Annotated in this window: 14 protein-coding genes; all 14 read left to right on the forward strand. The window is 38.5% G+C overall.

Annotated elements, in window-relative coordinates; translation table 11 throughout:
* Positions 1-377 precede the first annotated feature (377 nt).
* The 14 genes from ACE1CC_RS31470 (at position 378) to ACE1CC_RS31535 (ending at position 16,501) form a co-directional block, all read left to right on the forward strand.
* Positions 378-1,709, forward strand: coding sequence for an ABC transporter substrate-binding protein (locus ACE1CC_RS31470; protein ID WP_413274381.1), 1,332 nt, complete (start codon positions 378-380; stop codon positions 1,707-1,709).
* A 33-nt stretch (positions 1,710-1,742) separates the two neighbouring features.
* The gene (locus ACE1CC_RS31475) at positions 1,743-2,654 is read left to right on the forward strand and encodes a carbohydrate ABC transporter permease (RefSeq protein ID WP_413274382.1); all 912 of its coding nucleotides are present in this window, start codon (positions 1,743-1,745) and stop codon (positions 2,652-2,654) included.
* 3 nt (positions 2,655-2,657) lie between these two features.
* The gene (locus ACE1CC_RS31480) at positions 2,658-3,527 is read left to right on the forward strand and encodes a carbohydrate ABC transporter permease (RefSeq protein ID WP_413274383.1); all 870 of its coding nucleotides are present in this window, start codon (positions 2,658-2,660) and stop codon (positions 3,525-3,527) included.
* Positions 3,528-3,557: 30 nt separating this feature from the next.
* Positions 3,558-4,658 carry an ABC transporter ATP-binding protein gene (locus ACE1CC_RS31485; RefSeq protein WP_413274384.1) on the forward strand — a complete coding sequence of 367 codons (1,101 nt, stop codon included), beginning with the start codon at positions 3,558-3,560 and terminating at the stop codon, positions 4,656-4,658.
* Between the two features lie 238 nt (positions 4,659-4,896).
* Complete coding sequence (locus tag ACE1CC_RS31490) at positions 4,897-7,677, forward strand: NB-ARC domain-containing protein (protein WP_413274385.1); 2,781 nt, start codon at positions 4,897-4,899, stop codon at positions 7,675-7,677.
* Between the two features lie 169 nt (positions 7,678-7,846).
* Entirely contained in the window at positions 7,847-8,560 is a 714-nt protein-coding gene (locus tag ACE1CC_RS31495; protein WP_413274386.1) for an SDR family oxidoreductase, read from the forward strand.
* An 86-nt stretch (positions 8,561-8,646) separates the two neighbouring features.
* Positions 8,647-9,696 (forward strand): threonine aldolase family protein, encoded by a 1,050-nt coding sequence (locus tag ACE1CC_RS31500; RefSeq protein WP_413274387.1) that lies wholly within the window; start codon positions 8,647-8,649, stop codon positions 9,694-9,696.
* On the forward strand, positions 9,696-10,616 hold the full coding sequence (glsA, locus tag ACE1CC_RS31505) for a glutaminase A (RefSeq protein ID WP_459563942.1): 921 nt from the start codon (positions 9,696-9,698) through the stop codon (positions 10,614-10,616). The genes ACE1CC_RS31500 and glsA overlap by 1 nt, the downstream gene beginning before the upstream one ends.
* 23 nt (positions 10,617-10,639) lie before the next feature.
* Positions 10,640-11,110 carry a tetratricopeptide repeat protein gene (locus ACE1CC_RS31510; protein WP_413274389.1) on the forward strand — a complete coding sequence of 157 codons (471 nt, stop codon included), beginning with the start codon at positions 10,640-10,642 and terminating at the stop codon, positions 11,108-11,110.
* A 159-nt stretch (positions 11,111-11,269) separates the two neighbouring features.
* The gene (locus ACE1CC_RS31515) at positions 11,270-11,947 is read left to right on the forward strand and encodes a GDSL-type esterase/lipase family protein (protein ID WP_413274390.1); all 678 of its coding nucleotides are present in this window, start codon (positions 11,270-11,272) and stop codon (positions 11,945-11,947) included.
* A 107-nt stretch (positions 11,948-12,054) separates the two neighbouring features.
* Positions 12,055-13,512, forward strand: coding sequence for an MBOAT family O-acyltransferase (locus tag ACE1CC_RS31520; protein WP_413274391.1), 1,458 nt, complete (start codon positions 12,055-12,057; stop codon positions 13,510-13,512).
* A 2-nt stretch (positions 13,513-13,514) separates the two neighbouring features.
* Positions 13,515-15,080: a hypothetical protein gene (locus tag ACE1CC_RS31525; RefSeq protein WP_413274392.1), complete on the forward strand. Its 1,566-nt coding sequence runs from the start codon at positions 13,515-13,517 to the stop codon at positions 15,078-15,080.
* A gap of 21 nt (positions 15,081-15,101) precedes the next feature.
* On the forward strand, positions 15,102-15,464 hold the full coding sequence (locus ACE1CC_RS31530; protein ID WP_413257909.1) for a Lin0512 family protein: 363 nt from the start codon (positions 15,102-15,104) through the stop codon (positions 15,462-15,464).
* Positions 15,461-16,501: a S66 peptidase family protein gene (locus ACE1CC_RS31535; RefSeq protein ID WP_413274393.1), complete on the forward strand. Its 1,041-nt coding sequence runs from the start codon at positions 15,461-15,463 to the stop codon at positions 16,499-16,501. Before ACE1CC_RS31530 ends, ACE1CC_RS31535 begins: the two co-directional genes overlap by 4 nt.
* Positions 16,502-16,601 lie beyond the last annotated feature (100 nt).

A 16,601-nucleotide genomic window follows, 5' to 3' on the forward strand; every position in this document is an offset into this window, starting at 1 on the left:
ACCAAAAATATTTTTAATTTATTTTTGTTTTTGTGTTTTTTTTTTTTTTTTTTTTTTTTCTGATCACCCCAAACAACGTACCTTTTTGTATTAAGTTAGTTTAACTATTTAATATAACTTCATAATATCACATCGGAAATAGCACTTTTATGAGAAATTTTTCTACTTCTAAAAGGAGTATTTTTTTAAACAAATAAACTATATCTTTAGAAGTTGCTTGAACTTTAAAAGTGAATTAAAATATATATACTTGGATTTTCTGTATCATCAGTTTTAGGTCTAATCTGAGCTTAACTCAAAAATAGGGTTAGCTCAGAAAGATGGCTATAGTTTTGGCATTCAAAAAATTAACATATTTTACGATTTAACCAAGTACAATGGGTTACATTCAGCCACTAAATCGACTGAAAAAGTTTTTTCATAACCTGGGATTTTGGCGCAGCAGTTTAATTTTTGCTGCTCTTTTTTTGAGCATAATTTTATTAACTAAGATAGCGATCGCACAACAGCCAGTCACTCTTAATTTACTCATGACTGCGCCTGATGCTGACCCTTGGCGACAGGGGTTAGTCAAAGATTTTGAGTCGAAGAATCCTGGAATTCGGATTAATATTATTGAAGGGCCAAATGCGACAAATTTAATCGAAGATTTGTATACTTCGGCTTTTATTTTGGGCGATTCTCCCTACGATTTAGTCAATATGGATGTAATTTGGACATCCAAATTTGCTGCTGCTGGGTGGTTGTTGGATTTAACAAATCGGATGACTCCCCAGGAGTTAGCAGCATTTTCGCCTAAAGATGTAGAGGGGGGACGTTACCAAGGTAAATTGTATCGAATTCCGCTGCGTTCGGATGCAGGAATGCTTTATTACCGAGAAGATTTGCTCAAAAAAGCGGGGTTAAAACCACCAGAAACCTTTGAACAATTAATGAATATTTCCAAGTATTTGCAAAGGAATGACAAAGTTAGATGGGGTTACATTTGGCAGGGTCGCCAATATGAAGGATTGGTGGCAATGTTTATGGAAGTTTTAGAAGGTTTTGGTGGTTTTTGGGTGAATCCTGATAATTTAGAAGTGGGATTAGATAGACCGGAAACTTTAAAAGCGATCGCCTTTTTACAAAACACAGTTACACAAGGAGTTTCCCCACCTGGAGTAACAACATATCAAGAAGAAGAAACCAGACGAATTTTCCAAAGTGGTCAAGCAGTATTTTTGAGAAGTTGGCCCTATGTTTGGCCTTTAGCTAATCAAAAAACTTCCAAAATTAACGGAAAAATAGGCATTAAACCAATGGTTCATGCGCCTGGTCAAAGTTCGGCTGCTTGCTTAGGAGGTTGGGGTTTAGGTATTTCTAAATCTACCAAACATCCAGAAGAAGCTTGGAAAGCAATTAAGTATTTCAGCAGTCGAGAAGCACAACGGCAATTTATTTTAAAAGCTGGCTATGTACCCAGTCGTAGAGAGTTGTTTACCGACCCAGAAATTGTGGCAAAATATCCCCATTTTCCGCAACTGCTGAAGGTAGTAGATAGCGCGGTTTTACGTCCGCCAATTGCCCAATATGCACAAACATCGGATATTTTACAACGTTATCTGAGTGCGGCATTAACAGGTCGAATGTCTCCCGAAAATGCCATGAAATCTGCTGCTGATGAAACCCGCAGATTACTCAAAGCTGGTCAAGCGAAAAAGTCAGCATAATCTTGTTTGTTCCCTTCTTAAAAAAACCGAAAAATGACCAAAGTGGATACAATTAAAAGTCGAGAACAACGCACGGGCTGGATATTAATTTTACCAGCTTTAATACTGCTGTTGTTTGTTTATGGATATCCGATCGCCCGCGCTTTGTGGTTGAGTTTATTTACGCAGAATTTAGGTACAGAATTAAAGCCTGTTTTCTCTGGTTTAGATAACTATATCCGCATGGCTGGAGATGGTCGGTTTTGGCAAAGTTTTTGGATAACTTCAGTTTTTACAGTTGTAGCTGTACTGTTGGAATTATTATTAGGTTTGGGAATTGCCTTAGTTTTAAATGAAAGATTTCGCGGACGTTCTTTAGTCAGAACTTCAGCAATCATTCCTTGGGCTTTACCTACAGCTTTAATCGCTTTAGCTTGGGCTTGGATTTTTAACGATCAGTTTGGTATTGTCAACGATATTTTGTTACGTTTGGGTTTAATTAAAACCGGAATTAACTGGTTAGGAGATCCGAATTTGGCAATGGTATCAGTGATAATTGCTGATGTTTGGAAAACGACTCCTTTTATTAGCATTTTGTTATTAGCAGGGTTGCAATCTATTTCTCCCGACCTTTACGAAGCACACGCAATTGATGGCGCAACTCCTTGGCAAAGCTTTTATAAAATAACGCTACCTTTGTTGATGCCACAAATTTTAATTGCGCTATTATTTCGATTCGCCCAATCTTTTGGAGTGTTCGATTTAATTAGTGTAATGACAGGAGGTGGCCCAGGTGGGGCGACGGAAGTTGTTTCTCTTTATATCTACGCAACGGTGATGCGTTATTTAGATTTTGGCTATGGTTCAGCTTTGGTGGTGGTAACATTTCTGTTATTGATTTTAGCAGTTGCGATCGCCAGTTTTCTACTCAGCAAGATGCGGAAAAGATTGTCAGGAGTTGCTTAAACCATGACTGTAATTACTCAAGAAAGACCAACAAAAGAAATAAAAATAAGCTGGAAAAGAATCCTCTTATTTATCGCGATTATTTTAGTGCTAGTCTTCTGTTTAGCACCAGTTTTATGGCAACTGTTGACTTCATTTAAAGTCAATGAAGATATTTCTGCGGTTCCCACAATTTATTTTCCCACTCGTTTTACTCTCGCCCATTACATTGAATTATTCGATCGCCGTCCATTTTTACGCTACATTTTTAATAGTGCTTTCGTATCAATTACTTCCACACTTTTAGCTTTAGCAATTGGCGCACCTGCTGCTTATACTTTAGCCCGGTTAAATATTAGGGGTAAAAGACCAATTTTAGCAAGTGTTCTGATAGTTACTTTGTTTCCGGGAATTTTGTTGTTTTTGGGATTGTTAGAAATCATCCAAAAATTAGGATTAGCAAACAACTATTTGGCGCTAATCATTCCTTATACTGCCATTAATTTACCTTTGACGATTTTGGTATTACGTAGCTTTTTTGAACAATTACCAAAAGACTTGGAAGATGCTGCCAAAGTCGATGGTTATAACACCTGGCAGATGCTAATCCAAATTTTGTTGCCGATGACAGTTCCGGCGTTAGTAACTACAGGAATTCTTACCTTTATTGCTGCTTGGAATGAGTTCATTTTTGCCCTGACTTTCATGACACAGGAAAATATGAAAACTATTCCGGTTGCTGCTGCCCAATTAGGTGGTGCTTCAGCTTTTGAAATACCTTATGGACCGATCGCAGCTGCAACAGTTTTAGGAACATTACCTTTAGTATTGTTGGTTTTGTTCTTCCAACGCAAGATTGTTCAGGGTTTAACTGCTGGTGCTGTTAAAGGATAAATTGTTTGAAACTTAAGGAAAAATAAAACAATGGCTAAACTAGAAATAAAAAATTTAAATAAGACTTATACTCCCAAAGTTATTCCCGTAAAAAATGTGAATTTGACTGTAGAAGATGGGGAATTTCTTACCTTACTTGGCCCTTCTGGTTGTGGAAAATCGACAATTTTAAGGTTAATTGCTGGGTTGGAAGAACCTACTCGCGGTCAAGTTTTGATTGGTGAAAGAAATGTTACTGGGGTGCGTCCGGGCGATCGAAATATTGCAATGGTTTTTCAAAGTTACGCCCTTTATCCTCACTTAACAGTTTACGATAACATTGCTTCCGGTTTAAAACTGAAAAAAACACCTTCCCAAGAAATTAAACAACGAGTAGCAGAAGCAGCAAGCGTCTTAGGTTTAGAAGATTTAATGAACCGAAAACCCGGTCAAATGTCAGGCGGACAAAGACAAAGAGTTGCTTTAGCACGCGCTTTAGTTCGTCGCCCAGATGTATTTTTATTAGATGAACCTTTAAGCAATTTAGATGCACTTTTACGGGAAAGAGTTCGGGCAGAAATTAAACAATTATTTGCCGCCCAAAAAGTTCCTGTTGTCTATGTAACTCACGATCAAACAGAAGCAATGACTCTTTCCTCAAAAGTTGCTGTTCTGAATAAGGGAGATGTGCAACAACTTGATGCGCCAGAACGGATTTATAACAATCCAGCTAATGTATTTGTCGCGGGTTTTGTTGGTAGTCCCCAAATGAATTTGTTAACGCTTCTTTGCCAAGGACGTTACGCAATGTTGGGTAATTTTAGAATCCCAATTCCCGATATGCAAACTCCTCCAAATAGCATTGTTTTAGGAATTCGCCCGGAAAATGTAACTTTGGCAGAATCAGAAGATATAAATACAATTAAAGGTAGGATATTTTTGGTGGAAAATTTAGGAATGCACTATTTAATTAGTGTGCGGGTTGCTGGTTCAGAGAAAGAAGAAATAATAGTACGGGCTTTGGTGCCAATTCATCAAAAATGGAGTGGAGAAGAGATAACTTTGGCATTGCCTAATGAGTCAATTCATTGGTTTGATGTGCAGACAGGAGATGCAATTGTTAAACAGCCAGTTTTGAATCAGTTAGTGTGAAAAATTTAAACTTTTACTCGAATATTTTTGAGATAGGATGAATAATGCCCATCCTATTATTGTTTATTTTATTAAATTTTCGATTCTTGTAAATTAATAAAAAGAAATATTTAGTTTGTTTAAGAAATATTAAAATAATATTTAAACTATAGACCTAGCAAAATCACAAGGGAATCCTAAACTAGTCTCTACCCTCTGATAGAGAATGTAGTATCAATTATCAAACCAGCTGATTCCAATGAATGAAAAGCTAAGTGGATCGGATAAGTCAGTGCAATGGCTTAGGAAAAGTGCAATGGTACTTTACCAGTTAGAACAAACTCTAGGTAATTTTGTTCGTACTGAGAAAAAAGATCCGACTGAACTTCCAGCTAGCACTGTTGCTCAAATCAAACAGCGCGAAGAGAAAGCAAAGCGCTCCTTTGACGGTTCGACAACTAGTAATATCGTTGCCGCTACTTATTTGGAAGAAGTTTTGAGCATGGCTCAAGCTACAGTAAAGGGGCAACCGGAAGAAGAACACCTCAAGAGACTGAGAGATTTATTCAATGTACTTGAGGTATTTAATATCAGGAATGCCATTAGTCACCCTAACAGACCTTTTCATCCGAGCTATTGGCATCGTGTCGCAGCCATTGCCACTGATCCGTTGATTGACAAGCTACAGTTCCTTGAGGTCACTCAAGCATTTGTGGAAGCAGAAGCAGGAAGGTTGTCCACACCTCCAGACGAGTGGTTGAAAGAGCCGATTTGGTCTATTCCTAACAATCTACCACAGCATTTTGAACATGACATAACTGGTCTAAAGGGTAGAAAGAAAGAGCTTTCGGAGATAATAAAAGAGATAGCAAATGAACGCAACCTTTTAATTGCGCTAGTTGCACCAGGTGGACTGGGTAAGACAGCACTTATATTACAAGCTCTTAGAGAAATTGTGTCTTCACCAGAGTCGGCAGCGTGGGTTGATCAAATTCTTTATTTCAGCTCTAAAACGGAGGTTTTGACTTCAGATGGTATCGTTACACAAATAGCGCCAGCTGTCAGCATTGAAGGACTGCGTGACTGTATTGCTCAAGCACTAGGAGAAGAAGAAGGCATTCCTGAATTAACATTTGATGAAGTATGTCAGAAGTTTAAAACCAAGAGAATTCTTCTTTGTCTTGATAACCTTGAAACCATACTCAAAGATGATCCCAAAATCTTTGACTCTTTCTACCGTAACCTACCCCGTGAATGGCGAGTTATTGTTACCAGCCGCATTGATGTAAACTCAGCTACCAGGATTAAATTAAATCCATTGGACAACAACGGTTCTCAAGAACTTGCACGCACCTATCTTTCTAAGAGTAGCGGAAAGCGAATCAGTGAAGATGAACTCAAAAATCTTGTTCAAGCCTGTGATTCGATCCCCATTGCAATTCGTCTAACAATTGATGGGTTTAATGCAGGAAAACCACTAATTCAGGCTCAAACTGTAGCAAAGGAACAAGTACTTGAGTTTGCCTATCAAAATCTCATTAATGCGCTGTCGCGTGTTTCACTCGAAGTTCTTGAATGCCTTTTTGAAACGCCTGTACTCAGCCGACCAAAAGCTTGCGACTTGCTTCAACGAAATGATGATGAGATTGCTGAAGCATTCAGTCAGTTAGGGGTGACAAGTTTAGTTACAAGGATTCCAGATCAAGCTGAGGAAAGCTACACTCTTAGTTCCACTGTGCGAGACTATTTACTTGTTCATCCTATTGATCTAGGTGTGAGAACATCTGTAAGAGAACAGCTGCAAAAGGCAAACCAGACACTAATCGAAATTAGGAATCAGCGGAGTACTCAGAAAACCAATCCTCTTTCAAGAACTTATGTCCCTGAGTCTGCTCCAGACCATGTACAAGTGATCGCAGCAGATGCTTTTCGGGAATTGTTCCGCCCCTCCTCGTCCTTTGATCGATATCGTTTGTCTGAAAGTCTCAATAAGGTTAAGCAAGCTATTAATGCTTACAAAGATCAGTCGGTGCTTCACCGCATTCGGGGTCTCATCTTGCTCAAGCTTCATGACCGCTTAGAGGGGAAACGCGCCCTTCTGCAAGCTTGGCAGATGGAACCGCCCGACTTGGCTTCAGGGTTAGTTTTATCGAATGAACGTCGGATAGACCGAGAGCTTGTGGAAGCCAAAACTGTTGCTGAGGGCTTGGTAAAACTGGGATGGGGCAATCCTGAGCTATCTGATGCCTATCATGCAAGTTTGGTTATTAAGAACTACTGGATTCCTCTGATTTGGCTTGGTGAGACCGAACAAGTTATCGAGGATACTAAGAACTGGCAGAATGTTGGAGACATGAGGGGAACCTATGGTTTACTGCGATCTCAAGCACTGCGAGGCTCTGCGGATTTGTATGGACATACTGGAAATGTAAAGAAGTTGTCTGAAGCAGTTGATGTGCTAAGTCAGGTATTTGACTTGGAAGGCTATGTGGGTGCTTATGTAGATGAGGGCATGAAACTTCTAAAAGAGCTAGCCTACGCAACAATTAACAATCATAGGCTTAGTGAAGACGCAAAATTGAAGTTTACTGACTTTGTAGACAAACATCTAACTCGGATGTGTCAGGTGCATGATGACTACAAACTCGATCATTCAGATGTGCGAAAATGGGTCAAGGATTTGTCAATGCTGTCGATTAAAGAAGGTAATAATCCTCTGAACTCTGACAGATGGCAGAACTTGATCGAGGTATCAAATGTGGTTGCAGTTGAGCCAGATCGCGAACAGGACGGTAGTTGGCTCCTTGTGAGGGTATATTATATACCGTCTCCGAATAGTAAAGGAGAAGACAAAGGATTTTTGTTCGCTGAGGATCTGAATAAACAACAGTACCATGTACACCGGAACAATTTTAGCCGTCTAGATCGTCAGTATTGGACAGAAATTAAGATTGGGGATCGTTTGCAAGTGTTGCCAGCTATTGTCGGAGAAGACAGCAGAGCTATTAAGGTACATAAGGCTAGATTTTACAAACGTTAGTGGAAATTTTCCAGTTCATGAGCCATTAGCAGAAATAGTTTGTAAAAATTTGGTAGGTTGGGAGCGATCACTCTTTTTCAACTGAAGGAGGGTGATCGTAAAAGATATATTCTCTCAGATAATCACCAGAAAATAACAACATTGAAATATGGCTAATGGAGGAAGACAAATGACCAGTAAAAAACTCGCCATCGTCACAGGTGCAAATCGCGGAATCGGCTTTGAAACTTGTCGCCAATTGGCAAAAAAGGACATTCAAGTTATTCTCACCAGTCGCGATGAAACCAAAGGGAAAGCTGCCGCAGAACAACTACAATCAGAAGGTTTAGATGTTAGTAGTTACCCTCTAGATGTGACTAATGCCGAAAGTATTGAACATCTGGCTCAGTTCATTCGTGAGCGGTTTGGAAAATTAGATATTTTGGTAAATAATGCTGCGATCGCATTGGATTTTTCCGCTGATGGTTCAAGTGTTTTTAAAGCGAAAATCAGCACTATCCAGCAAATGATCGAAACCAATGTATATGGGCCATTATTAATTTGTCAGGCGTTAATTCCCTTAATGCAAATCAATAATTATGGACGGGTGGTAAATGTTTCTTCTGGTGCGGGACAATTGCAAGAAATGAGAAGTGGATATCCTGCTTATCGGATGTCAAAAACTGCGTTGAATTCCCTTACTAAAATGTTTGCTTATGAGTTGCAAGGGACGAATATTTTGGTGAATTCGGTTTGTCCAGGGTGGGTAAAAACGGATATGGGGGGGCCAAATGCACCTCGGACAACTGAGCAAGGGGCTGATACAATTGTTTGGTTGGCAACTTTGCCGGATGATGGGCCGACGGGGGGATTTTTCCGGGAGAGAGAGGCGATCGCCTGGTAAAATAAATTGTCACTGTTTAAAGTGGAAGATTTTTGTTTTTTTCTTTATCATTCCAATAGAACAGTCGCAACTAACCTCTGAAGTTAATGAATTTCTGTAGCGATAATGTCACAGGCGTAGCACCGGAAATCATGGCAGCATTAATTGCTGCTAATCAAGGCACAACTATGCCTTATGGTAACGAACAATACACACAAAGATTACAGAGTCTTTTTTCCGAATTATTTGAAACTGATGTAATCGTTTTTCCAGTAGCCACAGGTTCTGCTGCTAACTCTCTGGCTTTATCAGTAATTACCCCTCCTTATGGTGCGATTTATTGCCACAATGAATCCCATATTAACCTCGATGAATGTGGTGCGCCAGAGTTCTATACAGGTGGTGCTAAATTAGTCACAATTCCTGGGGAACATGGCAAATTTAGCGCTGAAGATTTAGCAGTAAAATTAAAAAATGCAGGTGCAGGAATTGTGCATCATATTCAACCTGCTGCTGTTAGTATTACCCAAGCAACTGAAGCCGGAACAGTTTATACTGTGGATGAAATTCGCCAAATTGCAGAAGTGACTCACGCGCATAATCTCAGCTTACATCTTGATGGAGCAAGGTTTGCTAATGCGATCGTTTCTTTAGGTTGTACTCCCGCAGAAATGACTTGGCGTGCTGGTGTGGATATCTTGTCTTTTGGTGCTACTAAAAATGGAGCAATGGCAGCAGAAGCGGTGGTATTTTTTAAACAGCAATTAGCAGAATCATTTGCTTTTCGGCGCAAACGTGGGGGACATTTATTCTCAAAAATGCGATTTTTATCGGTGCAGTTAGAAGCATATATTAAGGATGATTTGTGGTTAAAAAATGCGACTCATGCTAATAAGATGACAGCTAAATTAATTCAGGGTTTAAGTTGTTTACCAGGGGCCAAACTTTGTCATCCGGTAGAAGCGAATGAAATTTTTATTCAATTGCCGGAAGTTGTGATTCAAGGTCTTTTTGCGGAAGGTTTCCAGTTTTATCGGTGGGAAGGGGAAGATTCGACTACTTTAAGATTAGTCACAGCGTATAATACTAAAGAGGAAGATGTTAATGCTTTTATTAAAGCGGCTGAATCCTATTCTGTAGTGTTGGCTAATAGATGATGAATTCAGCGAAGTTATCTAATTTAACTCAAGCTCAATTGGAGTTTTTAGCTGTACAGGCAAGAAGTTACAGTCAAGGGGGTAGATTACCTGATTATATTCCCCTGTTGGCTCAAGTTAATCCTGAATGGTTTGCTGTGGAAATTAATTGCACCTCTGGGGAAAGTTTTAGGTTTGGGGAAACGGAAATACCTTTTGTTTTAATGAGTGTAATTAAGCCTTTTGTGCTGCTATGTTTGTTGGAGAAAATGGGTAAAGAGGCGGTATTTTCTCATGTGGGAATGCAGCCGTCTGACCAACCTTTTTTCTCGATCGAACAGTTAGAAGCTGACAAAGGTTGGCCGAGAAATCCGATGATTAATAGTGGCGCGATCGCACTAGCTTCTCTATTACCTGGTGATAATGGTTTTTCTCGTTGTGAAAATTTGCGTCAATGGTTAAATCAACGTGCGGGAACTAATTTAGTATTGGATAAAGCGATGCTAAATTCTGTAGTTGCGGCTGGTGGAGAACGCAATCGAGCGATCGCGAAAGTAATGTTTGAATCTGGTTTTTTAAATGCTCCCGAAATTGCGATCGACACTTATAATCACATTTGTTGCTTGGCGGGAAATGTCAGTGATTTAGCAAAATTGGGAATGTTACTGGCACAAGAAAAAGGGGGGATTTCTGGAGAAAATCGGCGCATTGTGAATGCTTTAATGCTGACTTGTGGATTGTATGAAGCATCCGCTAGTTTTGCTGTCAGAGTAGGTTTACCAACTAAATCGGGGGTGAGTGGTGCGCTATTATCTATTGTACCTTCAGCAGGTGCGATCGCTTGTTATAGTCCGGCTCTCGATCATATTGGTAATTCTAAAGCTGGGATATTTTTCTTAGAAAAATTCACTAAGTCTCTGAATCTTAGCTTGTTTATTTAATCGTTTTTTCGGGTAAATAGATTATGAATGACTACCGCATTAATGAATTATTGAAAGATTTAAAAAATCCTGACGAGGAAATACGCGATCGCGCCACCTCAGAACTTTGGCGGATATGGTTTGAGCAAAAAGGTGCGATCGGATTTGAAATAATTCGTCAGGCTCAATTATTACTAGAAGCCGGAGAAGTTAAAGAAGCAGAAATAGCACTCACACAGCTAATTTCTGATTTACCAGACTTTGCAGAAGCTTGGAATCGACGTGCAGTTTTATACTACTCAATTGGAGAGTACAGAAAAGCAATTGCCGACTGCAAAATGGTAATTAAGCTCAATCCGATTCATTTTGGCGCACTTCACGGGTTAGGATTGTGTCACGCTGCGATCGGCGAATATCGGGAGGCGATCCAAGCTTTTCACAAAGTATTAGAAATTCAGCCTCATGCCTTAATTAATCAAAAATTAATTTTAGAATGTACCGCTAGATTGAGTTGATTTTATAACTCTTATAGAGTTAAGATACTTGACAGCAACCCTACCCTGGTATATCGTTAGTTATATTTTTGATTTTTCATCAGTAAAATGCTTCTATCACCTAAATCAATGAAAAAAAACTGGGGGATGGTCTTTTCCATAACCCTAAATATTTTATTTTTGAGTTATGTAATAGTTTTGATTCCCAAAAAAGGCTTAACTTCTTATTTGATGAGTGAGCAGTTATTAGGGAGATATTTTAGTAATAATACCCAGCCAGCTAGATTTTCTGCTTACTATTTAGACCGGAAAAGTTTATTTGAAAAAATCCCTCAAAGTCCCAATGATATTGTATTTTTAGGAGATAGCCTAATCGAACGTTGTGAATGGTCGGAGATCTTGGAAAATCCAAATATTAAAAATAGAGGTATTAGTGGAGATAACCTTTACGGAATGATAAAAAGATTGGATCAAGTAACAGTTAGTCGTCCGAAAAAAATATTTATGATGATCGGGATCAATGATGTAATTAGCAACCAAACATTAGAAGAAATAGTAAGAAAATATAGGTTGGCGCTGGCTAATATTAAACAATCAAGTCCCCGAACTGAAGTATATGTTCAAAGCGTTTTGCCAGTGAATAGTCGCTTTAAAAAACCAGTGGATAATAACTTAGTGTTTCGGCTAAACGAAGAATTGCGGGTTTTAGCCGGGGAATTTAGCTATCAGTATATCGATCTATATTCATTTTTTACGATCGACAATGAACTAGCTTATCGTTACACAAATGATGGGATTCATTTAAATGGAGAAGGCTATGCAGCATGGAAAGAAATTATCAAGAATTATGTAAATTAATTGATGAGGGCTGAAATTACCTATTACTGTAATAACAGTCAAAAAAGTTGACAAGTATTATATAATTAACAGCGATCGCAATTTGTTCTCTTTCTTAGTATCAAACTGTGCTGTTCAACTCCTATAGTTTTATCTTAGGCTTTTTGCCGATTACCCTAATAGTCTTTTTCACTTTAACCAAGTTAGGTTTAATTACCATTGCTAGAACTTGGTTACTTATCGCTTCTTTAGTGTTCTACGCTAACTGGAACGTTTCCTATTTGCCACTGTTACTAATTTCCATCAGTGTTAATTATTTAATTGGCAAGTGCATCGAACAAGCCCAACCAAATATTGAAAAAGCAAAATTATTTTTATTACTGGGAATAGGCTTTGACTTAGCATTACTTGGTTATTTTAAATACGCCAATTTTTTTATTACTTCGTTAGGTCAACTACTTCAGACAAACTGGCAAATTACCCAAATTATTCTCCCCTTGGGAATTTCCTTTTATACATTCATTCAAATTGCCTATTTAGTAGATACTTATAACGGTAAAGCTAAACAATCTGATTTCCTTACCCATAGTCTTTTTGTGGCATTTTTCCCTCACGTAATAGCAGGGCCAATATCAGACAATAAAGAGGTAATACCGCAATTTCATAAATTAAGAAATTATGTATTTTCTCATAAAAATATGGCGATGGGTTTAGCCATATTTATTTTAGGACTCGCCAAAAAAGTTTTGATTGGTGATAATATAGCCTCTTGGGTTACACCTGTATTTAACAACGCATCTCAAGTAACATTTATTGAAGCTTGGGTGGGTGCATTGAGTTACACTTTGCAGCTATATTTTGATTTTTCTGGTTACTCTGATATGGCAGTAGGGTTGGGTTTAATGCTTAATATTAAGCTACCAATTAACTTTAATTCGCCTTATAAAGCCTTTTCTATTAGTGATTTTTGGCGACGCTGGCACATCACTCTTTCTAATTTTTTAAGAGACTATTTATACATTCCTTTAGGAGGTAGTCGCCAAGGAGAAATTCGCCGCTACACTAACTTAATAATTACCATGTTGTTAGGTGGATTGTGGCATGGTGCGGGTTGGACTTTTGTAATTTGGGGTGCTTTACACGGAATTTACTTATCAATTAATCATTGGTGGAAATTACATGGTAAAAGTTTACCTAAATCAGTAGGTTGGACAATTACATTTCTCGCTGTAGTAGTTAGTTGGGTGTTTTTCCGGGCGCGGAATGCCGCTGACGCTTGGCAAATTTTACAAGCAATGTTTGGTGCAAAAGGTATTGTTATTGCTAGCAATTATGAAAGTTTATTGGGTTGGTTATCTCCCCTGGGAGTGAAGTTTACCCAAAACTTTCCCTACTTAAAAGGAGGGGGAGAAAGTTTAATTGTTTTAGCTGCATTACTGGTAGGTGTGACAGTTTTACCCAATACCAATCAAATGCTGCAATGGTTTAAACCCAATTTATTATGGGTAATATATTTGACTACTCTTGCTGCTTTGTGTCTACTATCTTTAAACCGAGTTTCTGAGTTCCTTTACTTCCAGTTTTAGCAATGATTAATAGTAAAAATTATCGCCTATTTAATTTGTTGTTTCTACCTTTGGTAGGGTTGAATTTAGCTTCCATTGCTATTTTCAATTTAGTTGTCGATCCTTATGGCGTAATCAAAAATCTGACGGAAACGGAGGAGAATCAATTTAATTTTGCTGGGGACTCTCCGCCGCCAGCAACTAAACCAGATCAGCCAAAGGTAGAAAATACAAATCAACCCAAACCAACTACTTTAGAGCAGAGAAATAGATATAGAGCCGAGCGATTTAAAATAAATTTAGCGACTCTTAGTATTACTAAAATTCAGCCTAAAGCAGTGTTTTTAGGTACATCTACAGCTTTAAAATTATCTACAGAACACCCAGCTTTAAAGGTACAACCAGTTTATAACTTGGCTTTACCTGGGGCGAAAATGCGGGATATTAAAAGTTATTTTGATGATACTTTGGCTAATCATCCTGATTTACAAGAAGTAGTACTGAGTCTGGATTTCTTCGCTTTTGGTGGGCAAAAAAAATTAGTAAAACCAACTCCAGAAACTCAGCCAGAAAAGCCCCAAGAAGTAACTGTAGTTAGAACCAATAAGTACAGTGTAACTATTCCTGAATTAGTCAAAATTAATTTTTCTTTGGATACTTTCGCTGCTAGCTTAAGAAAAATTACTGCAACTGATTTACCTTTATCGCCACCGGGAGAACAACCAAAAACTGAGGGGAAAAAAAAATCTCAGGTTTTAGCGGCAAGAATCGATCGCAAATCCTCGGATAGTCTCAAATCCAAAAATAGAAAAAAGGTCACAAAAAACCGGAAAGAGTCAGCCAAGAAAACTAACCAGAAGCCAACTACAAAATCTCCGAAAAAGCCAACTAAGAAACCTGCTCAAAAGGTAGAAAAACAGGTGAAAAAACCTGTTAGTAGGGCGCAACTTGTCAAGCCGCCCACAAATAAACAAAAGCCGAAAACTCCTGTAGCAAAACCTAAAGTTAAACCAGCAAAGGTAGAAGCTACTCTGTATAAAGATAGCGACAGATATAGCAATTTTAAGAGGGTAATGAGGATGTATTTGACGGAAAAAACCCTCTACAAGGACTATAATCTTTCGGAAGAAGAGTTAGCGGCTTTTAAAGCAATTGTTGATACTTGTAAAAAACGTAATATTAAGCTAAAAGTGTTTATTGCACCAGTACACGCCGCCCAATTAGAACTAATTAATCGGGCTGGTATTTGGTCAGAATTTGAAGATTGGAAACGCCAAATTGTTAAAATAACTCCGGTTTGGGACTTTGCTAGTTACAGCGATCTAACGACAGAAGCTATCGGAGATAATATGAACCATTTTGTGGATAGCGTACATTATCGAGATGAACTTGCTAACTTAATTATGAACCGGATTTATAACTATAAATTGGAAGAAGTTCCGGCAAATTTTGGGAAAATGATCAGCCCGAAAAATATAGAACCTCACCTAAAACTAGTTCGGGAACAGCGCTTAAATTGGAAGGATAATAATCTGCCAATAGTGCAGTTTGTTATGGAACTGCAAAAGGAAACAAACTTGGTTAAGTAATCAGCAAATTAAGAGGTGAAAGTGACTAGAAAACGTTTGGTTATTGAAATGGGAATGGGCGTGGATCAGCACGGACAGGAACCAACTGTAGCGGCAGCTAGGGCGGTGCGAAATGCGATCGCACACAATGCCTTACCCGGAGTTTGGGAAGTCGCAGGTTTAAGCGATCCAAATCAGATGATTGTTGAGGTAAAAGTTGCCGTTCCTTACCCCGAACAAGTGCGCCAAGAAGAAGTATTAGCAGTGCTACCTTTTGGACAAAAAACTTTAACTTTAGAAGCTGGCGGAATGGTAGTTGAAGGGAGAGCGATCGCATCTCTTAATGATAAAAATGATGAAATGTTAATCGCTGTAGCAGCGGTGACAGTTTGGGTGGATACATGAATTGCGATCGCCGCCAATTTCTGCAAGCTTTGGGACTCGCCGCCTTCACCAGTCAATTACCAAAAATTGCTCAAGCTCACTCACTTTCCCAACCAATTGTAAAACCACCTAATTTGAAACTTGGTGATCCAATTGGTTTGGTTAATCCTGCTAGTTTCGTTTCTTCAGAAGATGTAGAAGAAGTTAAACAAACCCTGAAAAATTTAGGATTAAATTACAAATTAGGAAACCATATTTTAGACAGATACGGTTACTTAGCTGGCAAAGATATTGACCGTGCTGCTGACATTAATTCCATGTTTGCTGACCCATCAGTTAAAGCAATTCTCACCTTGCGCGGTGGATGGGGTTGTAATCGAATTTTACCATTAATAAACTACCAATTAATCAGAAAAAATCCCAAAATTATTATTGGTTATAGTGATATAACTTCCCTACTTTTAGCAATTTATGCTCTGAGTGGAATTGTCACTTTTCACGGGCCTGTTGCCACATCTACTTGGAATCAATTTACAGTGAATTATGTGCAGCGAATTCTGTTTAACGGAGAAGCTGTCACGATGCGAAACTCACCTTTTATTGGTGAAAATCTCAGCAGTTTACCCTTACAAGTAGAAACAATTACTCCCGGAAAAGCTAGGGGTAAATTAATCGGTGGTAACTTATCAGTTTTATCAGCAATGGTAGGTTCTGCTTACTTACCGAATTGGCAAGGAAGTATCTTATTTATTGAAGAAATTGGCGAAGAAGTTTACCGAGTCGATCGAATGTTAACCCAATTAAAGCTTGCGGGAATACTCGATCGCATCTCCGGTTTTATTTTCGGTCAATGTACCAAATGTGACCCCGAAAAACCCGAACAGTCTTTAACATTAATGCAAGTTTTACAAGATCATATTAAACCATTAAAAATTCCCGCTTGGTATGGTGCAGCTATTGGTCATATTCCCAACAAATTCACATTACCTATAGGAATAGAAGTAGAAATTGATGCCAATAATGGTAGTATTCAAATGTTAGAAAGCGCTACTAACTAGGTACGTTGTTGGGCGTAAGCGCACATATTTGGGCGGGCAGCCAACAACCAAAATTTTTTTTTTTTTTAATAAAAAAAAAAAAAAAAAAACAAAAAAAAAC

This window comes from Floridaenema aerugineum BLCC-F46, from assembly GCF_041929345.1.
Lineage (GTDB): Bacteria > Cyanobacteriota > Cyanobacteriia > Cyanobacteriales > Aerosakkonemataceae > Floridanema > Floridanema aerugineum.